The 24,041-nt window shown below is 54.7% G+C and carries 21 protein-coding genes; 10 read left to right on the top strand and 11 right to left on the bottom strand.

Annotated features, from left to right (window positions below):
* The first annotated feature begins 36 nt into the window (after window positions 1–36).
* From AC2FI8_RS14645 to AC2FI8_RS14600, 10 genes are all read left to right on the top strand, one after another.
* The gene (locus AC2FI8_RS14645) at window positions 37–984 is read left to right on the top strand and encodes a carbohydrate ABC transporter permease (protein ID WP_496779815.1); all 948 of its coding nucleotides are present in this window, start codon (window positions 37–39) and stop codon (window positions 982–984) included.
* A complete protein-coding gene (locus AC2FI8_RS14640) occupies window positions 981–1,919 on the top strand; it encodes a carbohydrate ABC transporter permease (protein ID WP_496779813.1) in 939 nt (312 codons plus the stop codon). The genes AC2FI8_RS14645 and AC2FI8_RS14640 overlap by 4 nt, the downstream gene beginning before the upstream one ends.
* Complete coding sequence (locus AC2FI8_RS14635) at window positions 1,916–2,104, top strand: hypothetical protein (RefSeq protein ID WP_058274732.1); 189 nt, start codon at window positions 1,916–1,918, stop codon at window positions 2,102–2,104. Before AC2FI8_RS14640 ends, AC2FI8_RS14635 begins: the two co-directional genes overlap by 4 nt.
* A 2-nt stretch (window positions 2,105–2,106) precedes the next feature.
* Window positions 2,107–3,204, top strand: coding sequence for an ABC transporter ATP-binding protein (locus AC2FI8_RS14630; protein WP_496779810.1), 1,098 nt, complete (start codon window positions 2,107–2,109; stop codon window positions 3,202–3,204).
* Window positions 3,197–4,189, top strand: a complete 993-nt coding sequence (locus tag AC2FI8_RS14625; RefSeq protein WP_496779808.1) for an ABC transporter ATP-binding protein — start codon at window positions 3,197–3,199, stop codon at window positions 4,187–4,189. The genes AC2FI8_RS14630 and AC2FI8_RS14625 overlap by 8 nt, the downstream gene beginning before the upstream one ends.
* A gap of 11 nt (window positions 4,190–4,200) precedes the next feature.
* A complete protein-coding gene (locus tag AC2FI8_RS14620) occupies window positions 4,201–5,823 on the top strand; it encodes a dihydroxyacetone kinase subunit DhaK (RefSeq protein WP_496779805.1) in 1,623 nt (540 codons plus the stop codon).
* A 7-nt stretch (window positions 5,824–5,830) separates the two neighbouring features.
* Window positions 5,831–6,889, top strand: a complete 1,059-nt coding sequence (locus AC2FI8_RS14615) for a LacI family DNA-binding transcriptional regulator (RefSeq protein WP_496779803.1) — start codon at window positions 5,831–5,833, stop codon at window positions 6,887–6,889.
* 27 nt (window positions 6,890–6,916) lie between these two features.
* Complete coding sequence (locus AC2FI8_RS14610) at window positions 6,917–7,972, top strand: sugar phosphate isomerase/epimerase family protein (protein ID WP_496779800.1); 1,056 nt, start codon at window positions 6,917–6,919, stop codon at window positions 7,970–7,972.
* Window positions 7,972–9,126 carry a Gfo/Idh/MocA family protein gene (locus AC2FI8_RS14605; protein WP_496725591.1) on the top strand — a complete coding sequence of 385 codons (1,155 nt, stop codon included), beginning with the start codon at window positions 7,972–7,974 and terminating at the stop codon, window positions 9,124–9,126. Before AC2FI8_RS14610 ends, AC2FI8_RS14605 begins: the two co-directional genes overlap by 1 nt.
* Window positions 9,127–9,256: 130 nt before the next feature.
* Window positions 9,257–9,709 carry an SDR family oxidoreductase gene (locus AC2FI8_RS14600; protein ID WP_496779798.1) on the top strand — a complete coding sequence of 151 codons (453 nt, stop codon included), beginning with the start codon at window positions 9,257–9,259 and terminating at the stop codon, window positions 9,707–9,709.
* A 288-nt stretch (window positions 9,710–9,997) separates the two neighbouring features.
* On the opposite strand, the gene AC2FI8_RS14595 is transcribed toward AC2FI8_RS14600, so the two are convergent.
* The 11 genes from AC2FI8_RS14595 to AC2FI8_RS14545 all read right to left on the bottom strand — a co-directional run bounded on the left by AC2FI8_RS14595 (window position 9,998) and on the right by AC2FI8_RS14545 (window position 24,035).
* Complete coding sequence (locus tag AC2FI8_RS14595) at window positions 9,998–11,053, bottom strand: ABC transporter ATP-binding protein (RefSeq protein ID WP_496779796.1); 1,056 nt, start codon at window positions 11,051–11,053, stop codon at window positions 9,998–10,000.
* Window positions 11,053–12,300, bottom strand: a complete 1,248-nt coding sequence (locus tag AC2FI8_RS14590; protein WP_496741227.1) for an MGH1-like glycoside hydrolase domain-containing protein — start codon at window positions 12,298–12,300, stop codon at window positions 11,053–11,055. The genes AC2FI8_RS14595 and AC2FI8_RS14590 overlap by 1 nt, the downstream gene beginning before the upstream one ends.
* Before the next feature lie 5 nt (window positions 12,301–12,305).
* Window positions 12,306–13,514 (bottom strand): carbohydrate ABC transporter permease, encoded by a 1,209-nt coding sequence (locus AC2FI8_RS14585; protein ID WP_496741225.1) that lies wholly within the window; start codon window positions 13,512–13,514, stop codon window positions 12,306–12,308.
* On the bottom strand, window positions 13,514–14,749 hold the full coding sequence (locus AC2FI8_RS14580; RefSeq protein WP_496779793.1) for a carbohydrate ABC transporter permease: 1,236 nt from the start codon (window positions 14,747–14,749) through the stop codon (window positions 13,514–13,516). Before AC2FI8_RS14580 ends, AC2FI8_RS14585 begins: the two co-directional genes overlap by 1 nt.
* 66 nt (window positions 14,750–14,815) lie before the next feature.
* On the bottom strand, window positions 14,816–16,171 hold the full coding sequence (locus tag AC2FI8_RS14575) for an ABC transporter substrate-binding protein (RefSeq protein WP_496741222.1): 1,356 nt from the start codon (window positions 16,169–16,171) through the stop codon (window positions 14,816–14,818).
* On the bottom strand, window positions 16,168–17,262 hold the full coding sequence (locus AC2FI8_RS14570; protein WP_496779791.1) for a LacI family DNA-binding transcriptional regulator: 1,095 nt from the start codon (window positions 17,260–17,262) through the stop codon (window positions 16,168–16,170). Before AC2FI8_RS14570 ends, AC2FI8_RS14575 begins: the two co-directional genes overlap by 4 nt.
* Before the next feature lie 654 nt (window positions 17,263–17,916).
* Complete coding sequence (locus AC2FI8_RS14565) at window positions 17,917–18,861, bottom strand: hypothetical protein (protein WP_496779789.1); 945 nt, start codon at window positions 18,859–18,861, stop codon at window positions 17,917–17,919.
* Between the two features lie 5 nt (window positions 18,862–18,866).
* Window positions 18,867–19,460, bottom strand: a complete 594-nt coding sequence (locus tag AC2FI8_RS14560; RefSeq protein ID WP_496769375.1) for a hypothetical protein — start codon at window positions 19,458–19,460, stop codon at window positions 18,867–18,869.
* Window positions 19,461–19,820: 360 nt separating this feature from the next.
* Complete coding sequence (locus tag AC2FI8_RS14555; protein ID WP_496779787.1) at window positions 19,821–20,468, bottom strand: glycine-rich domain-containing protein; 648 nt, start codon at window positions 20,466–20,468, stop codon at window positions 19,821–19,823.
* Between the two features lie 403 nt (window positions 20,469–20,871).
* Window positions 20,872–22,389, bottom strand: a complete 1,518-nt coding sequence (locus tag AC2FI8_RS14550) for a M81 family metallopeptidase (RefSeq protein ID WP_496779785.1) — start codon at window positions 22,387–22,389, stop codon at window positions 20,872–20,874.
* A complete protein-coding gene (locus AC2FI8_RS14545; protein WP_496779783.1) occupies window positions 22,386–24,035 on the bottom strand; it encodes an amidohydrolase in 1,650 nt (549 codons plus the stop codon). Before AC2FI8_RS14545 ends, AC2FI8_RS14550 begins: the two co-directional genes overlap by 4 nt.
* Window positions 24,036–24,041: the final 6 nt, after the last annotated feature.

The following is a 24,041-nucleotide window of genomic DNA, read 5'->3' as shown; positions in this document are numbered from 1 at the left end:
CCCGTGAGTCGTAAACCAACAAGAACTGGCAAAGAGATGTCTGACAGGACCGTAGATCGCGTTGCGCAGGCAACGCCCAAGCGAGTTGCGCGAAAAATTCGGGGGTTATCCGACCGCGCGATCGCCTGGATATTCATCTCCCCAACGATATTTCTACTGCTGGCGATCAATATCTTTCCGTTGATCTGGACCATCAAACTTAGCTTTACCAACTACAAGGCCAATCGGATCGGGCGCGAGGTCAAAGACGTTGGCTTCAAGAATTACGAGCGTATCCTAACCGACTCTGACACCTGGTTGAATATGCAGGCGACGGCGCATTTTCTATTCTGGACGATCTTTTTTCAGGTGTTAATCGGGTTCACACTAGCTTGGTTGATCAACAAGAAATTCAAGGGCAACGATCTTTGGACCACGATTATCGTATTGCCGATGATGTTGTCACCTGCAGTCGTCGGAAACTTCTGGAAGTTCCTGTATCAGCCTCAAATCGGCCTGTTCAACTACATCGTGTCGTGGTTCACCGGCAAAGAACCCTCGAGCTTTGAGATGCTTGGCTCAGTGACCCTAGCCCCGTGGGCGATCGTTATCGTTGACACCTGGATGTGGACGCCCTTCGTGATGCTGATCTGTCTGGCCGGGCTGCGCAGCATTCCCGACTATATCTACGAGGCTGCCGAGATCGACCGGGCCAGCAAGCTGCGGCAGTTCCTCACGATTACTATCCCGATGGTGCTGCCATTTCTGATGCTCGCGGTGCTGTTTCGTGGGATCGAGAACTTTAAGATGTTCGACTTAGTGGTTCAGCTCACCGGCGGAGGGCCGGGTTCTGTAACGGAACTCACCTCGATCAATCTCAAGCGGGAGGCGTTTGAGAAGTGGCGTACGGGCTATGCCTCGGCCTATGCGATCATCCTTTTCGTCACCGTGTTCGGCCTTGCGTCGATCTACGTAAAAGCCCTGAACAAGGTGAAACAGAGATGAGCAGCTTTTCCGTCACCGAACCCTCGAACCGGTCCAAGTGGATCGCAGGCTTCTTGGTCATCACTTATGCGCTGATCACGATGATCCCACTTGTTTGGATTTTGCTGACTGGCTTCAAGTCCCCGGCCGATGCGATCAGCTACCCGCCCAAAGTGGTCTTTGAACCAACGCTTGAAGGCTATGTAAACCTCTTCACCACACGCACGCGACAAACGCAGGAGTTTCTGGAAGCCAACCCACCGCAGAATTGGGCCGATGAGATCGTACGCCAATATGACATGGTGATCGTTGGACCATCCAAGTTCGGTGAGCGCTTTATGAACTCGGTCATCATCGGGTTTGGATCAACGTTCCTGAGTATTTTTCTTGGCACTTTGGCGGCCTATGCCTTCAGTAGGTTCAAGGTCCCGCTCAAGGATGACCTTCTGTTCTTTATCCTCAGTACGAGGATGATGCCTCCGGTGGCGGTCGCTATTCCTATCTTCCTGATGTTCAGAAATCTTGGGCTCAGCGATACGCACTTAGGAATGATCCTGCTGTACACGGGCGTAAACATCTCTCTGGCAGTGTGGTTGCTGAAAGGATTCATCGACGAAATCCCAAGAGAGTACGAAGAAGCCGCTCTCATAGATGGCTACACACGTTTTCAGGCATTTTACAAAGTGGTGCTGCCACAAGCCGCGACCGGCATAGCCTCGACAGCTATCTTCTGCCTCATCTTCGCATGGAATGAATATGCATTTGCCGTACTGCTTACCTCAGCAAATGCGCAGACCGCGCCGCCGTTCATCCCAACCATTATCGGTATCGGCGGTCTGGACTGGCCTGCCGTGGCAGCTGGAGCAACGATCTTCCTGATCCCGGTTATGATTTTCACCATCCTGATGCGCAAACACCTGCTGCGTGGGATCACATTCGGAGCCGTACGCAAATGAGCGAGTTTCTTACCGGATTGATGCGGCTTCGCCGCGGCCCATGGGAAATGGTCGCAACCATCCTTATCGCACTGGGTGTCTTCATGCTGATGCAGCCCTTTGTCCTTTGGGCTTTCACCTACTCTTTCATCGTAACGCTGATCGGAACCGTTATGTTCATCATCGTCAGCCACTTCCCGGAGTAGAAATGGCCCAGATCATAGTCAAAAACGTAAAAAAGATGTTCGGCGATTTCACGGCTGTACGCGAAAGCTCGTTCACGATTGAGGATGGTGAGTTCTTCATGCTGCTGGGGCCATCCGGTTGCGGAAAGACGACGACACTGCGGATGATCGCAGGTTTGGAACTTCCAACGTCGGGTGAAATCTACCTGGACGGTGAAGAAATCAGCCAGCGGCCACCCTCAGAGCGAGACATTGCCTTCGTGTTCCAGATGTTCGCGCTGTATCCACACATGAATGTGCGTAAGAATATCAGCTACCCTCTGATATCACAGGGTATGCCGCGCGCCGCCGTAAATTCTAAAATCGAGGAAGTCGCGGGAATTCTAGGGATAAACGACATACTCGATAGCCCTGTAGGTGGACTTTCAGGCGGCGATCGGCAGCGCGTAGCGCTCGGGCGCGCGATTGTTCGTGACCCCAAAGCCTTCATGATGGACGAACCTCTTGGTGCACTTGATGCAGAGTTTCGTGAACACATGGCCGAAGAACTGCGCTCGCTTCATGACCGTATGGGTGCGACCACTGTTTACGTTACACATGACCAGTTGGAAGCCATGCAAATGGGCGACAAAATCGTAGTGATGAACAATGCTGTGATCGAGCAATTCGGCACGCCTCAGGAGATTTACGACAAACCCGCTACGATGTTTGTAGCTAACTTTATCGGGTCTCCTTCGATGAACTTCCTGCCATTTCAGGGAAAGGTCGAACCTGGCACTGAAATGGTTGGCCTGAACGGGCATGACGAACCTGTTCCCAAACTGATGGAAGGGGCTGAAGGTGACTTGGTTTTTGGTGTCCGCCCCGAGCATGTTTTTCTATCGGATGCAAGCGCCTACCGGGCCAAGGTCCTGGCCGCAGAATATTTGGGAACTACCCAGATCGTGACATTGCAAAGCCCGAACGGTGAGCTGAAAGCCCGGATTGATGCACGCGAAGTCGTTAGCCCTGGCGAGACCGTGGGATTGGAGTTCCGCTCACCCGCGGTAACCCTTTTTGAAAAATCTACCGGACGCGCGTTGAGGTCCGCTCTAAACGACGAGGTGCTGAGCAATGGCTGAAGTCGTTTTGGAGAGTATCTCAAAGTCATTCGGCAATCTTAAAGCGGTGGATGATATCTCTATGACGATCCCCAACGGTGCCTTTGTGGTGTTGTTGGGCCCGACCGGCGCGGGAAAAACAACAACACTGAGATTGATATCCGGACTTGAGAAACTGGATTCAGGATCAGTGCGCATTGGCGGGCGTGACGTTGGAATAGATTCACCCGCCCAGCGCGATGTGGCGATGGTCTTCCAGCAATACTCGCTGTACCCGCATATGACAGTGCGTGAAAACCTGTCTTTCCCTTTGCGTTCGCCGATCCTGAAGACGCCAGAGGATGAGATCGCGAGGAAGGTCAACGAAGTCTCGGAGATCCTCCAGATCCCACACAAACTGGACAACAAAGCCACAGAACTGTCTGGCGGTGAAATGCAGCGGGTGTCAATTGGGCGGGCGCTGGTGCGTGACCCCCAGATATTTCTGATGGATGAACCCCTCAGTTCTTTGGACGCCAAGCTTCGGGCGGATTTGCGGGTCGAATTGAAAAGAATTCAGGCGGATCTGGGATCGACCTTGCTCTACGTGACCCATGATCAGGTCGAAGCGATGACAATGGCGACCCATATCGGCGTTTTGGAAAACGGCAAGTTGGTTCAATACGGGACACCCCGGGACATTTATGAAGACCCCGGCAGTGTATATGTCGCCAGCCGGTTGGGTCTGCCGCGGATCAACATCCTGCCGTCCGAGTTGTTCAGAGGCGACCACAAAGGCCCGCAGATTGGTCTTCGCCCAGAAAACATCATCGAAGGCGAAGGCAGCGAAGCGCGTGTGATACGTGCCGAACACCTGGGGGATCAAACACGACTGCATCTGGACTTAAACGGTCACACGGTTGTGACCTTGATTGATGTCCATCAGGACTATCCATCTGGAAAACTTATAAAAATCCGCCCACACAACCCGTTGTATTTTGACGCGTCCGGCGCGCGAGTGAATTAAGGAGCAAAAGCATGGCCCAGTTCCTCAACACAAAAGAAACACTGGTGACAGAGGCCATAGACGGTCTTCTCGCGTCATCAGGAGGACGGCTTACCCGATTGGATGGATACCCGCACATCAAGGTTGTCTACAGGTCGGATTGGGAAAAGTCGAAAGTCGCCTTGGTTTCCGGCGGCGGGTCTGGTCACGAACCTGCCCACGCAGGGTTTGTCGGCGCCGGTATGCTCACGGCAGCAATCTGCGGAGAAGTGTTCGCCTCGCCATCGGTCGAGGCGGTTTTGGCTGGCATTCTTGCGGTTACGGGCGAGGCTGGGTGCCTGCTTATTGTCAAAAATTACACCGGTGATCGATTGAACTTTGGACTGGCGGCCGAACGCGCCCGTGCGTTGGGCCGCAAAGTAGAGATGGTCGTAGTTGATGATGACATCGCCCTGCCCGACCTTCCGCAACCACGTGGCGTGGCAGGTACATTGTTCGTGCACAAAATAGCCGGAGCGCTTGCCGAAAGTGGTGCTGATCTCGACACCGTCACCGCCGCAGCAAGACGCATCATAGCCAAGGTCGTGAGCATCGGTATGAGCCTGGACACCTGTACCGTTCCTGGGTCTCCGAAAGAGGACAGGATTGCGCCCGGCAAAGCAGAGCTTGGCTTGGGCATCCACGGTGAACCCGGTGTACAGCAAGTCGAATTCTCGAATGCCGTATCGGCCATGTCCACAGTGGTGGAGAAGCTAAAGCAAAGGATGGGATCCGGGGATCGTGTGGCGCTGGTCAACAACCTTGGGTCCACAACACCGCTAGAAATGGCTGTCCTCACGCATGCCCTGTCTGAAACAGGTATCGCCCACCATATCATCGGCCCGGCACCAATGATGACATCGCTGGATATGCACGGGTTTTCTGTTTCCATTCTGCCTGTAGATCAGGACGATTTATCGGCACTCGAGGCTCCTGTTGATCTGGCGGCTTGGCCCGGCGTCAATTCCATCGACCCGATAAAAGTAGCGCCCTTGCCTGATGGCCTGACCCCGATCGATCCAATTCCTTCGAACAACCCTGCCACAAGGGAAACGATCGCTCGTTTGTCTGAACTTCTCATCAACGAAGAGAAGAACCTGAACGAGTTGGACGCGAAATCCGGAGATGGCGATACGGGAAGCACACTCGCCACTGCCGCAAGAGCATTGCAAGGTAGCCTTGACCGCATGCCGCTTGCTGATCTGACGCAACTGTTTCCGGCACTAGGCAATGAGTTGAGCCAGACAATGGGTGGTTCTTCCGGCGTTATACTCGCAATTTTCTTCAACGCAGCTGGCGATGCCTGTGCGAGCGGGGCTTCGATACCGAAGTCTTTGGTCGTAGGCCTGAATCGCGTCAGCCAGGTTGGGGGTGCCAAGGTCGGTGACAGGACAATGATTGACGCACTGGCACCAGCACTTGCCGCACTACCATCTAGTCTGACGCATGCAGCCGAGGCTGCCCGCGAAGGCGCGAACAACACCGCAAATATTCGCCGTGCGAAGGCGGGCCGCGCGGCCTATGTTCCCGAAGAAAACCTAGTTGGACATAACGATCCCGGCGCTGAAGCTGTTGCATTGTTGTTTGAAGGCTTAGCACGGGAGATTGAGGGCTGAGGAACACGTGGAAGATCAAAAACAAAAACTAAAATTGGTGAAAAAGCCAACCGTCAATGACATCGCTCGCGTGGCGGGTGTCAGCCTGGCGACCGTTGATCGGGTCTTGAACAGGCGCCCCGGCGTGCGAGCAGTGACTGTACAGAAAGTACAGAAGGCGATTGATGAGCTGGGGTATGTGCGCGACACCGCCGCAGCCAACCTGGCGCGAAACCGCGTCTACAATTTCCTCTTTGTTTTACCAGACACGGACAACGAGTTTGTGGAGGCAATAAGCAGTCAGATCGCTGAACAAACACGTGACCAATTTATCCAACGGACGCGCATTGCAGTAAAGAACGTCGCTCCGTTCGAGCCGCAAGATATCGTCAATATTTTGGATGCTGTCGACAGTTTGGACGTTGACGGAGTCGCCGTTTTCGGGCCCGAGACCCCTTCTGTCCGCGACGCTGTAAAAAGGCTCAGGGAAAAAGGCGTTCCGGTTGTTGCCTTGGTGTCTGACTTGCCAAGTTCTGAGCGAGACCACTTTGTCGGAATTGATAACGTTTCGGCAGGACGAACCGCAGCTCAGCTGATGGGAAGATTTGTCCATCGCGAAGGCAAGGTCTTGGTTCTTACAGGATCCCGTTTGGCGCGTGACCACCTGGAGCGTCGTCAAGGCTTTGACCTTGTTGTGGCTGAGGAATTTCCGCACCTCAAAGTCGTAGCGTCTGTCGAGGGCCGGGATGACCCGGATCTGATTTACAGGATGATGCCCGAAATCTTTGAAACCTATCCGGATCTGGTCGGAATATACTCGTCAGCAGCGGGCAATGCGGGCCTCATTCAATTTCTTTCAGAGAACAAACTCAGCAAAGATCTGGTGATCATAGCTCATGAGCTTACTCCGCTCAGTCGTGAGGCGCTTAGGCTTGGCACATTTGACGCCTTAATCTCGCAAGACACCGGGCACATTGTTCGCTCTGCCGTCCGTCTATTGCGCGCAACTTCGGACAAGGTTCCGTTCAACAAAGCACAGGAACGTATCCGTATCGACATCTATCTGAAGGAAAATTTACCGCCATAGAGGCTTAGGTTTTGGGGAGGAAATTTTATGAAGAAAATCAAAGGTCCAGCTTTGTTTCTTGCGCAATTCGCGGGGGACGAAGCGCCGTTCAATTCGTGGGACGCGATCACTAAATGGGCGGCGAACTGTGGATACAAGGGCGTTCAGGTTCCTAGTTGGGACGGCCGGTTGTTCGATCTGGAACAAGCCTCGTCCAGCGCCAGTTATTGCGATGATTTTAAAGGCATAGCCAAGGAAAATGGCATCGAAGTCACTGAACTTTCAACCCACCTTCAGGGCCAACTTGTGGCCGTTCACCCGGCCTATGACAGCGCGTTTGATGGTTTTGCAGCCGAAAGCGTCAGGGGAAACCCGAAAGCCCGGCAAGAATGGGCGGTAGACCAAGTCAAAAAAGCGCTATCTGCTTCGAAAAACTTGGGTATTTCAGCGCATGCGACATTCTCAGGCGCATTGGCATGGCCTTATGTCTATCCTTGGCCGCAGCGCCCTGCAGGCTTGATCGAAACGGCATTTGAGGAGCTTGCTCATCGTTGGGTGCCAATACTGGATCACGCCGAGGAATGCGGCGTTGACGTCTGTTATGAAATTCACCCAGGTGAGGACCTCCACGACGGCGTGACGTACGAGATGTTTCTCGAACGGACAGGAAATCACCCACGCGCTTGCATGTTGTACGACCCGTCGCACTACGTGCTGCAATGCCTCGACTATCTGGACAATATCGACATCTACAAAGATCGGATCCGGATGTTCCATGTCAAAGATGCCGAGTTTAACCCGACCGGCCGACAGGGTGTTTATTCCGGGTATCAAAGCTGGGTCGATCGTGCCGGGCGCTTCCGGTCGCTTGGTGATGGCCAGGTTGATTTCGGGGCGGTCTTCTCGAAAATGGCCGCGAATGACTTTGATGGCTGGGCTGTGGTCGAATGGGAATGCTGTCTCAAACACCCCGAGGATGGAGCGCGTGAAGGCGCTCAGTTTGTGTCAGATCACATTATCCGTGTGACCGAGAAAGCCTTTGATGATTTCGCCGATGGTGGCGCAGACGAAGCAGCCAATCGTAAAATGCTAGGGATTGAGTGATGGTCACAGGACGCAATGAAGAAACTTCGGGCCGCATTCGACTTGGCATGGTTGGCGGCGGGAACGACGCCTTCATAGGCGGCGTTCATCGAATAGCGGCGCGATTGGACGACAAGTTTGATTTGGTTGCCGGTGCTTTGTCTTCGACGCCAGAGAAATCTCTTGAAAGTGGTCATGCATTAGGGCTCGAACGGGTCTATGAAGACTTCAAACAAATGGCGATCAGGGAAGCCCGGTTGAAATCTGGGATCGAGGCGGTCTCAATCGTCACGCCAAATCACGTTCACTATGCAGCCGCACGTGAGTTCCTGAAACGCGGTATTCATGTAATTTGTGACAAGCCACTCACCTCGACCCTTGCCGACGCAAAGAAACTGGTCAAAGCAGCAGAAAGCGCGAATGCTTTATTCATTTTGACCCACAATTACACGGGCTATCCGCTGGTTCGGCAGGCACGTGAAATGGTCGCTAACGGAGATATTGGCAAGATCCGCGTTGTTCAGGTTGAGTACCCGCAGGACTGGCTGACCGAGCAGCAGGATTTCAAACAGGCTGAGTGGCGAACCGATCCAGAACGCTCGGGCGCGGGTGGTTCAACCGGTGACATCGGAACCCATGCTTACAACCTCGCTTGCTTTGTAACCGGGCTGAAAGCGGAAAGCCTCGCGGCGGACTTGCAGGCCTTTGTGCCGGGGCGCAAAGTCGATGATAACGCGCACGTCTTGCTTCGCTTTGAAGGCGGAGCGCGTGGTATGCTGTGGTCTTCTCAGGTGGCTCCCGGCAATGAAAACGCACTTCGTTTGCGCGTCTACGGCGAAAAAGGTGGGTTTGAGTGGTCTCAGGAAGATCCCAATTATCTTTGGTTCACGCCATACAACGAACCCAAGCGTTTGATCACCCGAAATGGAGCTGGAGCTGGTGACGCAGCCAATCGGTTGAGTAGAGTTCCTCCGGGACATCCCGAGGGATACCTTGAGGGGTTCGCGAATATCTATGGAGAGGCAGCAGAGGCGATCCAAGCCTTCCGAAATGGGATTTCACCTGACGTGTCGGTTGTTTATCCAACAGTTCATGACGGACTCAATGGTGTTAAATTTGTGGCTGCATGCGTGCAAAGTTCTTCAAGGAATGCGGCTTGGGTCAATTTAACTTAAAATCTGGTTGTGGGCATAAGGCAGAAATCTTGGAAGGCAGCGCGGGTATCTGCCAATAATCGAAGCGCACGCAACCTATAGATGAACACTCCTGAACAACAAACCGCGAACGTCCCTGAATGGGCGATATGTGAAGCGACCTTTAGTTGAGTGGGCCCCGCATCTGCGGACCAACGAACCATCACTTCACCGCGCCAGATATGTTGCCGCGCGAGAAGTGTTGCCCATGTTGGTCAAAGGCGGCTCCATCACGTTCTTTTCGGGCGTGCTCAGCCGCCCCGGGGCCACGGGCTTGGGCGCAGTTAACGCGGCGGTCGAAGCCCTGGCGAAAGGGCTGGCGCTGGAGTTGGCTGGTCGGGCGCGGGTCAATTGCATCAGCCCCGGCATGGTCGCAACCGAAGCCTACGCCGCAATGGCGGAAGATGCACGTGAAGTCATGTATGCACAGACAGGTGGCCGCCTGCCCGTAGGACGGGTCGGCCAGGCAGAGAGTATTGCACAAGCCGTGGTCATGGCTATGACAAACGGGTTTTTAAGTGGCTCAATTCTGGATGTCGATGGCGGCCACCTTGTGCGTGATTGAGAATTGACCCATCTCCAACGTTAAGAACAGGGCTTGCCAATAATATTGTGACAGGACCAATCAGGGTCTTGGCTCAGCTTTTCGGCCTCTTCTTCTGACGCGGCCTCGCTCGGATCTTCGAAGAACCCGCAACACCGTCATCCGAGTAGGTCCCTCGATTTGGGCTGACAACAGCAACCCGCTTTGAAAGGGGTGGCTTCGGCTTCAGTTCTTCTGGTTCGGCTATGCACTCCCTGTGTTCTCGAGCGTCAAAGGCCAAGAATGTGTAATAGGTACCGGTGCGTTCAGCTATCCAAGCCCCAGAGCCTGCCCGTCTTTATCAAAAAAATGCAGATTGTCGGTTGGGAAGTGCAGACCAATCTGGGTGCCCGGTGTAAGGTCCGTATCGCCGTTCAGACGGACTGTGGCCTTGTCTTCGCCTCCACAATCCACAATCAGGAAAGTATCTGCACCCAGGTATTCGATCACCTCGATGACGCCGTCAGTTTGACCTTCGCCCGCAGCACCCACCTGAATGTGTTCGGGGCGGATGCCAAGCTTTGTGGCGGCTGCAGATCGTGAAAACGGGCCACTGCGGCCGTGCTCAAGTTGGAAACTGTCACCGTCGGTCGTGCAGGGCAGGATATTCATCTTTGGACTTCCGATAAACTGGGCCACGAACAGGTTCGCAGGGCGTTCATAGAGTTCTCGCGGCGTACCGACCTGAGCGATCTTGCCGTATTCTAAAACCACGATGCGGTCGGCCAATGTCATCGCTTCGACCTGGTCGTGCGTCACGTAGATCATCGTGCGCTTGAGGCTTTGGTGCAGCTTGGCGATCTCATACCTCATCTCGACTCGCAGGGCGGCGTCAAGGTTGGAAAGCGGCTCGTCAAACAGGAAAGCGGTGGGATCGCGGACGATGGATCGGCCGATAGCCACCCGTTGCCGCTGACCACCAGAAAGGTCTTTTGGTCTGCGTTCCAGGAACGGTCCAAGCTTGAGAACCTCTGCTGCGCGGTTGACCTGTTCGGTGATTTCCGCCTTGGGAACACCGGCAACCTTCAAAGAGAACCCCATGTTCTCGGCGACTGTCAGATGTGGATACAGCGCGTAGGATTGGAACACCATCGTCAGGCCGCGCTTTGAGGGCGGGTGATCCGTGACATCGCTGTCATTGATCTGCAGCGACCCGCGCGAGATATCCTCGAGCCCGCCGATCATGCGCAACAAAGTGGATTTACCGCAGCCCGATGGGCCGACGAAGACGATGAACTCGCCCTCCTTGATCTTGAGGTCCACGCCTTTGATGACCTGGGCCGAGCCGAACCATTTTTCGACTGATTTTAGTTCGATGCTACCCATCAGGCCCTCCCTGCCCAGTGAAGCCAAACCGCTGCCGTCCAAGAGAACGCCTTACCGCCAGCCGGGCTCCCGGTTATTGGATCGAAGTATTCTGCGAAACCGAAGCCCGAGATCAGATCTCCGGTTTTTTTGCGCAACTGATCTGCTTGCTCGGTGTGACCCAGATCCTGCAACCCGAAGCCAATCATCATGTTCATGAAGGCCCAAGTGGGCCCGCGCCAATAGCGGCGCGAGTCGAATTTCGGCATTTCTGGATCATAGCTTGGAACCGGATAGGGCACGGTTTCCAGCGTGGTTTTCAACCGTTTCAGCATCTTGCCTGATTCAATACCGGCATACCAGCACAAGTAAGACGCATTCGATACGCTGCCTGCCATCTCGCCGGTATGTGCGTCGCGCGCGTCAAAGCTGCCCAGCTCTTCGTTCCAAAGTGAGCGAGCACCAACTTCCAGTATTTCGATATCCGCGCTTAAGCCTTCAGCTGCCAGATCAAGCTGCTCACTGATCACCAACAAGTCCCGCGCGGCCCGTAATGTGGTGAATGTCATCGTCGGATCGGCCACCCGGAACGGGTTCAGCGACAGCAGTTCCTGCTGATCCCACCCAGCATTTCGACCGATCTGTACCAGCTTGATGTATCGGTCATAGTCGAATTTTGTCGGGCGGTCCTCGCTGTTTACATGGCTGGTATCGCGGCGTTGATATTCTCCCACATCTGACGCATCCATGCGCGCCATAGAGTTGTCCCAGTCAGGCGCGTTGTCGCGACCCGCTTCCCAAGGGTGTGTTGTGCAAACAGCCCCGAATTCATCCAATCGCCATTTCATGATCCAGTGGTGCCAAGCTAGCATCTTGGGGAATAGCGCCTTCATCCGCGCGTCTCCAAACGAAGTATCCTGTTCCCAGATTTTGCGCGCCATCGTGGCCGCAATGGGTGGTTGGATAATGCCCGAGGAGGGGATTGGACCGTTGCAGCCCCAGACATCCGGGCCGGGAAAATACCCCTCGTCTTGCTGGTGGAACAGGATGTGCGGCACCATGCCGTTGTCCCATTGTCCGGCAAACAGCGTCTCGATCTCAGCCCAGGCGCGGTCAAGGTCGAACTGGGCAAATCCAAGCGCAGTAATCGCGCTGTCCCAGTTCCATTGGTATGGGTACAGCCCTTCGGTTGGGATCGTGTAACCGCCGCGATCATTGGCGATCAGGATATTGCGCGCCTCGCGGTCTGGGTTTGTGTGTTGGTTCATCTCGGTCATCCTTTGACAGACCCCGCTGTGAGGCCTTTGGTCATGAAACGTTCAAGCCCCAGGAACAGCGCCATGATCGGAACGGTGGCGATCACCGCACCGGCCATCAGGTGCTGACGGGGAATTTCTGAGGAGTTCAGCATCGTGACCCCTCGGGTCAGGGTGAATTTCGACGGGTCGTCCAGAAGCATGAAGGCCAGCAGGAACTCGTTCCAGGCAATCATGAAGACATAGAGCGAGACCGACGCCAGCGCTGGCAAGCTCAGCGGCAGGGTGATCTTCCAGATCACTGCCAGACGGGACAGGCCGTCCATCAGGCCTGCCTCTTCCACCTCGATCGGCAGGCCGCGGAAGTAACCTTGCAGCATGTAAAGCGCGACGGGGATTGTCGTGACCGGGTAGATCATAACGATGCCTAGGATCGAATTCCGCAGACCAGTCAGCGAGAATGCAATATAGATCGGAAGCGCCAGAACGATCATCGGCACCATGTAGATAAGCAGGATCGAGCGAGAGAACGCCTTTTGCCCCTGAAACCGGAAACGAGCCACGGCGTAGGCACCGGGTACGCTGAACAGTAGCGTGATGAACACGGTCAGCACCGAAACATAGAAAGACGTCCAAAGATAGGTGCCGAAATTGAAGTCGCGGAACAATTCAGTGTAGCTGCGGAACAGGGCGGTTCCCTGGGTTAGGTCCACCGAGAAATCCAGCGGGTTCTGCAACAATGCTTGCTGGGATTTCAGGCTGGTCATCACCATCACGTAGAAGGGGATGATCACGATCGCCGTGAAAAAGATATAGCCGAAACCGGTGCAGAACCGGATCACCGCGTCCTCGTATTCATGGCGGGTGAGCTCACCGATCGGTGTTTCCTTCAAAATCGCCGCCATCGACAGATGCATCACGACGGCAATACCGATCACAGTCACCAGCACGGCCTGCGTTGATGTGTCAGAGCCAATCAGAACCGGGCCAAATCCGGTGAGGCTGGACAGGCCCAATAGTGCTGAGATGCCCAGACGCGCGGGCGCGCGCTGTAGCGGGAACCGGACATAGACGAGACCCGCTAACGCGCCCCATATCAGGCTCAGCAAGACCTGCGGCCGGAATGCGTCGCCTGTTGAGAACGACATGGTGATGGCGGCGGTGGTTGCGATCACCACCATCCAGAGCGCGCCCAGAACCGGGCCGGTAACATACCCTTTTCGCATCACAGACCCTCCTCTCGGCTGATGAAGCGGAAGAAGACAAAGCTGAAGGCAATCAGGCACATCAGGATCACCACGGCCACCGCCGCCCCCGCCCCGATGTTCGAGATCGCAAAGGCTTGTTCATAAACATTCACAGTCAGCGTGCGGGTGCCCGCATTGCCGCCGGTCAGCAAGAAGATGTCGTCGAATTTGTTGAACGTCCAAATGAAGCGCAGAAGGAACAGCACTGACAGAATGCCCAACAGTTGTGGGATGCTCAGCATCCAGAACTTCTGGAACGGCGAGGCCCCGTCCATATCCGCCGCCTCGTACATGCTGCTGTCGATGGATTGCATTCGCGCCAGAATGAACAGGAAAGACAGTGGGAAGTAGCGCCAGATTTCGAACACTGTCACCATGATCAGCGCCAAGGGGCGTTCGCCGAAAAAGTTGATCGGCTCACTGCTCAGCCCCATTTGAACCAGCAGTGCATTGGCTGAGCCTGAGAACGGATCAAACAATGTAACCCAAGTGAACGCCACTGCGATCACCGGGGCGACATACGGGAACAGGTAGAGACCGCGTATGAACCCTTGGCCGCGGAAACTTTTGTTAAGCAGCAGGGCCGCGAACAACCCCATGACCAATGCCCCGATGGTTCCGAAGACGGTGTAGAACAGCGTCACCCAGAGCACGCCCCAGAACTCTGCCCCATCGAAGACACGGGCGTAGTTTTCCAGGCTGAATTCGAGGTTTGTCAGCACATTGGGGCCGCTGCCTGTGACACCAGGTTCCGACCCTTCGACCAACTCTTCGAACGTGTCAGGGTCGCCGTCAACGGTTACCGGAATACGAATTCTCTCGCGTTGGCCGCCATCCAAGATACCAAAATCGCAGAACAGGTCTTGCCCGTCCAGCACACACGGTTCCGCGATTTCATCAGTGGGTGTCATGCCCTCAGGCAGCACATCACTCAGAGTGACGCCGCCAATAGCAATCTCCTGACTGGAATTGCGCAGGCGATACTCGATCCGCAGATCATCGCCCGATCCACGCAAGCTTTCTCGGACAACCGGCGCAGGTGGGCGCAGGTCGGACAGGGTAAAAGGCTTGAAGCTGATCCAGATGATCGCCAGCAGCGGCAGGATCACAACAAGAGACACGCTTATCACGGTCGGAGCCAGCAATGCCCAGGCCAGGCGCGCTTCGCGCTTGGCAAGAGCCCCGGTTCCGGTCGGTGGGGTGGCCGAAGACATAAGAGACCTCAGAGGGTTGGGTGCAGCGGCGAAAATGCCGCTGCAGTTGCCGGTTGAAACAGAGTTTTACTGAACCTTGGCAAGCTCTTCGTTCATGGCTGCGACTGCGGCAGCAGCGTCAATCTCATCGTCGATATATTGACGAACGACACGGTTGATGGCCTGAGAGTTGATCATCTTCGACGCCAAAGAGAGCTGCCCGTCGGTTACACCCCAGCGCTGCGCGACATCCAAACCTCCGACGATCTCATCAATCATGGCCTGATCGTACAGTTCACCCAAAGGTGCTTTGCGATCCACACCTACCGGCAGTTCCGCCCAAGCGTCGGCAAAAGCTGTTGGATTGTCAGCATTTCCGCGACGTACCGGAAACTTGCCTTCGGGTGCGATGGCCAGAGTTTGCGTATAACCGTCATCCATCGCGAACTTCACAAAGTCCATCGCAGCGTCGGTATCGGCATCACTGGTGATCCCGAAATACCGCACGTCACCCCAGGCTGCACCGTCTGGATTGGATGGACCGGAGAAATTGGTGACGATCCCCGTTTTGGTTGCCAGCTCGCTCGACGTCGGGTCGTCGGAAATGGTCGGCGGGGCGCTGTCACGCAGACCGGCCAGTTCGTCCAAAATGAACGGCGACCAGATGATCATTGCGGCCTTGCCATCGAAGTACAGCTCGCGGGACTGCTTCCAATACAGCTCACCGGGGGGCGACGCTTTCGAGATCGCCTTATAGAAGTCCAGGACCTCGGTGGTTTTGGCTTCGTCCAATGCTTGGAAGCCGTCCGGGCCTACAGGGCTAACGCCGTTGGCAAGGAACACATGTTCCAGAACCTGGCTCATGAAATTCTCATCAACCTTGGTCGCGGCAACAAATCCGTACATCTCTGGCGGGTTGTGCAGTTTCTCCAAAGCAGCCAAAACGTTGGCGAATGAACTCGGGGCATCCAGTCCGGCTTCGTCGAACAGATCCTTGCGATAGACGACCATCTGTGTCCAACCATCGACTGGCACGGATGCGGTTTCATCGTTGAAGGCTGCCATAGTCAGCGCACCGGGCGCGAAGGTATCGGCCCCCAGCTCTTCGATCACTTCGGTTGCGGCTTCGGTGTCCAGAATACCCGCTTCTGCCCAAGGCAAGGCGTATTGCAGCGGATGGTAGACCACGTCCGGCAAATCTCCGGCCGCGAAGGCGGCAGTAGCACGAGTGCCCAGGTCTGTTTCGGTTACCGGGATGACCTCAACTGTGGTGCCAGTTTCGGCTTTAAATTGATCCGCCATTTCCTGCTGCTTCGCCAAGCGTTCAGGCTGTTCCTCGGTCGTCCAAAAGCGAATTGTATCTGCTTGCGCAGATACCGCCGTCAAGACAATCGCGAGTGATGTTCCAAGCAGCAATCGAGATGCATTTGGTGAATGTTTCATAGTCGGTCTCCTCCCCGGTTATGATCATTGGAATTTCGTATTTTTCGCGCCAGCTCTTCAGGCGTCAGCCTTGGTGGCCCGTCAGATTTCCGTTCAATAAGAACTGCTTCTCTGATTTCGCGTAGATTTTTTGGTTCTTCACCTCTGGTCTGGCGTATGAGTAATGTAGCAAGACGCTCACCAGCACGCTGCGAGTCCACACTAAAGGTCGTCAGTCCTGGATTGACGTATTGGCATTCGGGAATGCCGTCATATCCAAGGATTGAAACGTCTTTTCCGATTTCAAGACCAAGCTCAGCGCAAACTGGATAACACCCTAAAGCAGCTAAGTCGGTCGCAAACACGATCGCGGTTGGCGGGTGTTCCAAATTTAACAGCGCCCGCGCTTCGATCGCCCCTTCTTCGCGTGTCCGGGCACCTTCCCGGATCAATTCGGGATCATCCCGCAAACCCGCAACTTTTTGACCTTCGAGATACCCGTCGCGGCGCAGGTGGCTGTAGTTGAACTTCGGATCACTGCCAACATACCCGATACGAGTATGACCAAAATTGACCAAGCGAACGACCGCATTCCGGATTGCCGTTTCACCCGATATGTCAAACCAAGACATATCATCCATAGGATTCGATTGGCCGTATTCTGTCCGCCCGTATAGGATAAATGGGACCTGCAATTCTTTGAGGTACTTTACCCGCGCGTCGTCCACTTCGGTCCGGGGCAAAATGAATCCATCTGCCTTGCGTTCTTCGACAAGACGTCCCAACACATTGAGCATATCTTTCCCGGACTTTGCCGTGGAAATTGTCATTGTCCAGTCCGACGCACTGGCTGCTTCGCAAGCGCCTGCCAGAAAATCCTGAAGAAACGGGTTGTGCTGGTCCGGTTCTTCGCTGTTGATGACCATCGCAATAGCGCGAACTTTTCCTGTTCGAATAGCCTGCGCGTGACTGAGCGGGCGATAGCCCATCTTTCTTGCCGTGACCTCAACTCTCTTTCGCGTGACTTCTGAGATGTCTGAATACCCGTTCAATGCGCGCGATACCGTGCTCTTTGAAAGCCCGAGATGATCCGCCAATTCGTCGAGTTTCACCCGCCGTGGCGGTGAGGGGTTCCTAGACTGAGATTGGCGATTTTGCAGATTGGGATTCGTTGTCATCCTACTACTTGTTCGCTTCGAAACCGGTTTCGGCAACAAAAAAAGTCGAACGACCTCTCAGGTGACTTGTTTGAAACGTTAAACGTACTGTGTTCCGACGTTCACGCCACCATCTCGACGCTTCGGTGAGTTGACGAAACCCAGTCCGCGCCGGCGAGCATTCCAGTGGCACGCAATGGTCGCTCCGGCTCGGAAATCTGGACCAGGGTTATTCACCATCCGCATTCGTACACGCGGCTTTAGGCAATCATCTTAGGCGCGTTATTTACACTCGCTCCCTGTTCCCACATGTGTCGCGAAATCCGTAACTGTTTCAGCGTGCTTGTTAGCCTATTTCTGGAACTCGCACGAAGAACCGAATAGATGGTTAAAGGCTCGGGGATTTTTCCTTTATCTCTCGACGTAAGCGCTGAAGGCAAAAACCGAAGGTCAGCTATTGGACAGCCTGATCGATCAGATTGCACCCGTAGCGAAAGGGCCTCTCCGGTTGCCAGAGCCGATGCACAAATTCTTTTGCAAAGCCGTCCTATTCCCTTCGAATGATTTTGAAGACCCAATCCGATATCCAGTCCGGCTGCGTGTTCAGTGTCAAAGCAGAGCCCAGCCCAAGACCAGCAAACCAAACGATGGAGGGTGCCATGTAGTTCTGAAACTGCATGAAAGGCCAAAGACATGGCCCACTACAAACGCAAACGTCCCCGCACCGTGCCTGGGAACGGGTACTCGCTCTTGGGTCTGAGCCGTCGTCTCGGAAAAGACCTGGATGATGTCCGGTGGCTCGGCAATTGGCCGCGCGGCCACGACATCATCTTTCACACACGTCCAACAAGACTCAAATCCAAGGCCCTTGCGCTTGGCATCCTGAAAGGCGCTGATCCTAATGACATTGCTTGGCCGGATAGCCGCAAACCCCATCACTACTACTGGTGAGCATGCACGGCGGAGCATCAGCTTGGCTCCGCCACTTGCTTTTCTTGGTTCAAACAGTCGTTGGTATTTTCGGGTTGGTCTGACGTGTAACCCCTCATCGTCAATTCCCGAACAATATCTCGTATCTCTTTCGGATTCCTGGCAGTAGTCGAGAATTTCCTTACGCGTCGCAGCATCGAACGGCGGCCCAGCGAGGATTTTGCGTATTGCCCGGCGCTTGCTCTCGTGTTCGCGCGCAGGGAGTCCGTGGCATCGCAAAGCGGCGAGCAGGCTGCCCCGGGTGCCACTGGGGACACCATGCATCTCAGTGGTTGGCAGGCCGTTCGTAAGGCGCATGTGCTCGGCATACAGGTCGATGACGTTGACGGGCAGGTCCCACCCCAATGCCCAGAACGCCTCGATCTCGGCGGCAGCGAAGTAGGCCACCACTAGGCTGTTTGGACCGGTCGGGAACGGGGCCTTTTGGCCCAGTTCGTCTCCGAACCGACTCGTGACTTCCCCGGTCCACAGGTCCTTTGCCACAAGACAGATCACACGCATGGTGCCGTCATCCATCGGGATGAACTCGAAGTCGACCGAGATCGGGCGTAGGGGTAGGTACACCGTCTTCACTTCTCCCAGCGCCAGGCTTTCAGAACCGGGTGGTCAATGTCGACAATCAGGGCCTTTCGGAACGCCAACCACATGATTGATACGCGTTCCACATCTTCCGGCCAGCGTGGTTTCTTGCGTTGAAACTCTGCAATATGCACGTCGTACTGGCCCGCATCGCGGCCCCAAGTCATACGGACCCATTGGCCTTGGCCGTCAACACAGGCTTCATGCTTGGCTTCTGTAGCCGAGTGCATGTTTCCGTCGATGTCCGCCTCTTTAACCAGCAGGAGTTGGAGCTTCATGTTAGCGGTACAGATTAGATAGCCAGTCATGAATTGCAGGCCGCCTGAACCTTCCAACTCGTCCGCAATATCGAGTGTCAGGTAGTACGGCATCCGTTCCATATCCTCGCTGGTAGGGTCTATGAAAACCGGGATACCCGGGAAGACGCCGTCATGGTGAACGCGGAACCACACCTTTGTCTTGGTGAGAACCGGTATTGGCGACGGTTGCCGGATGATGGAGGGTCTGTCGCCGGACTTAGCGCGTTCCGCACGAACCTGCTCGGCTTGGGCGAAGACATCCTTGGCGCTTGACTTGCTTTGCATTTTTTAGCGGTTTTGCACGGCTAGAATTTTTTCGAAATTACCTTGGGGTTTTTCGGGCCGTCACAGTTTTCTGAGTCGCTCATGATGCACCTACCGCATGAGCGTTTAGCCAGTCGTCAAGATCGGTTGTTTTGTAGACGATACAGCCCGCTATTTTAATGAAACGAGGCCCGCCCGACCGATTGCTTTGCACTCTAAGTTTAGCGAGTTTTGACGTTGATATGCCGCAATAGGCGGCGGCTGCATGGCAGCGGAGGTATGGGGTCGCGATTTTGGGTCAATCCGATCAAGGACGAAATTTCCATTCTACGACCGTAATACGGCCCAGAGCAACCGTAGCCGGAATGAGCGACTGACGGCTCAATCGCCGCAGCCACCACCGTCGCCGGAAGCACAGTCACCTGCATCTTTGTCGGCAAAAGGGTCATCACTTTCAAAAATCAGCGTCAGCTCACTTCTGGAGGTCAGGCTATTGAGGGTGATAACAAAACAGACAAGCGGTACGCTTAGCCAAAGCACTCCAAACAAAAGATCGCCACTTTGAACAATGGAGCTGGCGCCGATGCAAATGAACACCAGCAAGAAGATCAGCATTGTGAAAGTACCAACTCTGTCTTTCCGCTTCCAAATCCCTTTTGGGGGTGTTCCAAACAGGTCCGAATAGGCTTTGACTGTGGCTTTATAGTCTTCCAGATGTTGGAGCCCTTGACCGCCGGGGTTGTGGTGTACTGGTTTGCCCAGCTTCTTGCAAAAGACATCCCAATAGTCGCGGCTGTGTTGCATGTGCAAATGCCAAACCAAATCGACCGCGCTTGAGGGAACGTTACGCTCTGGTCGCGTGGCACAAAGATACATGAACTTTTGATATTCGGCGATAGCCACATTGGCGGTATCGCGAGAGATGCGGTTTTCGGCCATTAGTTGTTCAATGAACGGCGAGCCTGCAGCATCATCAGGCATTTTATGCGTCTTAATCAGCTCCCATAGCTGAGTATTGAGAGAGGTCATCGGAGCCTCCTATGTTTTCTCTTTTTCAATTTTTGACTAGCGCACAAATATGACAAGTATGTGACACCTTGCCGATCTTCTCGGCATGTCGAAGCACTCACAGATTACGTTGGATGTCCCGTTCTACGTTCGTCATCAAAACTTCCTCCACCCCCAATCAGGGAATTTACAGGAAGTGTCCCGAGAGCCCGTGAATACCCGCACACTTGTAAAAAGTGCCGCTTGGGACACCACTCTCTGTTACACAGTACCCCCGCAATCAAGCGCCAGATTTGAACCCTCGGAAATGCGGCAGTGATTAGCAACAAAATGAGGGCGCGGATTTGGTATTCATTCTTTCATTGCCAAGCGATTATGTTCAAAAACTAGGGTAGCAACACACTGAGATTGGGTGGTTCAGAATTCAATAGACTTTCATTTTGTGTTGGCTAGAAGACGCACTGCGAGTGCTGGGCAACCTCCTGGTGATACAAGTGTAGGGGATTTTCTCGAGATCGCAGAGAAAGGCACCTGGCGAAGAGATCGAAAAAACATCGCTTGCAGTAGATTCGAAGTCTGCTCGGAAATGCGTCGTGCTTTTTACGCAAATCACTGAATAGTTTGTGGGATTCAGCCCTATATGGGTAAAATGCGCACGATCAAGGCATTGGTTGCGAATACTCGTCACAACGAGGTCAATCTCGGCCTCATACCCAACCAATCTTAGTGCTGCCGTCTTGCCGAGCGTCGCAACGCCGCCGCCATACATTTCTCCGGTATAGCGGCACGTGCCATCACCCACAGCAAGGACTTCAAACTCTGCTATGACCGGAACGTTGCCAGCCAGGTCAGACTTTGCGCCGATAGCCAAATTGACCAGCGCGCCTTCACCTGCCACATGGGCCTGATTTGCACTTTCCGGATCATGGAACAGACCCATCAGTACGCCTTTTACCCCGCCTTCAATCAGTGCCGCCAACAGTCCAGTGGTGTCGGACGTCCCGCCTGCCCCAGCATTATCTTGAACATCTGCCAGAACGACTGGCCCTACCCGACTTTGACCGCATGTCGAAACTGCCTCCTCCAAAGACAACATCGTGCAATCAAGATCTGCTTCCCGGGCCGCAAACAAGTTGACGATTTCTTCAGCGGCGGCGGCGGCGCTATCGGCAGTGGCTGCATAAGCAATGCACGATGGCCCGGTGTCGGGGAAATCCGCTGCCGTGAATCCAAGAGCGATCTCCGCCAGAATTCCCTGCTGCTCCAACCTTGTCGGCTTTAGATAAATTTCATCGAAAGGAGGAGAACCAGTGTATTGTGCATGCAGAGGGATGAGGTAAGGCACGGTCCGGAACGCCTTGTATAGGGCTCCGCCAGTTAGCAATCGTTGCAAAACCGGAACGCATCTGGCACCTGTCTCTGCCATATCCAAATGAGGGTAAGTGCGAAAAACTGACAGGTAGTCCGCATGCGCCACCATCCGAGCCGAGACGTTGGCGTGTAGATCCAAACTTGCGACGACAGGGACAGTGGAACCCACAAGCTCTCGAATGCGGCGCAGAATCTCTCCTTCACCGTCAGCATGGCTTTCGGTGACCATTGCCCCATGGAGATCAAGATAAACGCCGTCAATCGGGCCTGCATCGCGAATGCCGTCCAACAGCATCCCGCAAATCGCCTCAAAGGCGTGATCGGTGACGTGCGCGGACGGCTCGGCTGAGCACCACAGAATTGGCACAACTTCAAACCCAGCCGCTTTAGCGGTCGCAGCAAATCCTGCGATCGGTAAGTTCATGCCATCGGTTTCCAACAAGACCTTTTCGCCGCTCAACATTCCGGGCCAGGAATCCGCCATCTCAAACTCGTGCAGACCGGCCTTTGTCACACCAAAGCAGTTCGTTTCATGCTGAAACCCTGCGATCACAATACGCCGGGTCGTCATTCCGTACGCTCGATTACTTGTTCAGCATGCGGCACAGAAAAGACAGTTTGACCATTGCGGATCGTTTCAAGCACCTGTGTATCGGTCAGATGCTCAGGAGCGATTAGTGGGTTACGCGAAAGGATAACGAAGTCAGCTACTTTACCCGGTTCGATAGACCCACGCTGATCCTCTTTGAAGACCTGCCAAGCGGCATCGATCGTCTGGGCACGCAAAGCTGACAGAACGCTGATCTTCTGATCCTCGCCCAGTACACGGCCTGAAGAGGTTTTCCGATTTACCGCACAATGGGCCAGGTGGATCGGACGTGTTGGCGTGACCGATGCATCATTGTGGATCGTATATCGCACGCCAAACCGTTCTGCTGATGCGGCCGGGGATATCCGCTCGGACCGCTCAGGCCCAAGGAAGGAGTCGTAATGGCGATCCCCCCAGAAATACACATGAGCGGGAAAGAAACTAACAGTAAGACCAAGCTGGGCCATGCGCTTAAGCTGATCATCCCGCAGGGCCTGACCATGGATGATAGTATGACGGTGATCTTGGCGTGGGTGCGCCTGAAGCGCTTTGTCCACTGCATCAATGAACATCTCGGCGCCGGCATCGCCATTGCAGTGGCAATGAATCTGCAAACCCGAACAATGGAGATTGCTGACATCAGCATCCAGCTGCTCTTGCGAGGTGTAAGTCATCCCACAAGGGTGTTCTGAATCAGACGGCTTGAAATACGGGGCAGTCAGATAGGCGGTCTGCAGTTGAAAGGCCCCATCCGTGAACAGTTTGCGCGGACCTAGTGTGAAATGCGGGTTGCCGGGCCAGTTCGTGCCGATCCATTGGGTACTTAGCTCTGGCTCCAGATTTCCGACGGGTAACAGCTCGATATCAATTCCCGGATCATGGTCGGCGGGCAGACTGGCGAAGTGATCCAGCATAGTTTGCGACGTCCAGGCATTTTGGGCATAGGTCACCCCATGGGTCAGATATTCGTCACGGCAGGCATCAAAGCCCTGCCAGAACCTTTCGCGGTCGATCAGGAAATCGGTATCGCCCATCTCGCCCATGGCCGATAACCCTTCGATCAATCCCGTTAGGGCTCCGGTTTCGGGATCACGGCCAAAGCGGCCGCCCTCTGGGTCAGGTGTGTGACGGGTTACACCGCGCCTTTCCAGCGCAAGAGAATTGGCCACACCATTGTGGCCCGAGGCATGGATTACCCAGATTGGATGACGTTGCGATACGTCGTCCAACTCGGCCCGCGTCGGCATGCGACCTTCGAAAATAGAGGTATTGTCAATCGACACCCCCATGATCCATTCACCCTCGGGCGTTGCGTTGGCCTTTTCCCGAAGCCTGTCCAACGCCAGCGCCATGGTTCGGCAATCCCCTAAAGGAGGCGACGACAGGTCAACTCGGAACAGCCGAATGAACCCCGGATCCGGGAAATGCCCGTGCGGGTCAATAAACGCAGGCATCAGAGTACGACCCTGCAGGTTGCGTTCCTGAGTATCCGGAGGCATGCAAGCGCGCAGATCGGCTTCGGTTCCAACGTCCTTGATCCTGTGTCCTTCGGTCAGAACCGCCTCCGGCGAAGAATTCTGCGCATCCATAGTCAGGATTGTGCCGTTGAAGAAAAGTGTACTTTGCATTGGATT

This window comes from Ruegeria sp. CDSB029 (genome assembly GCF_059611125.1).
The sequence above is the reverse complement of the archived record's forward strand: the minus strand, read 5'-3'. Positions and strand labels throughout refer to the sequence as shown.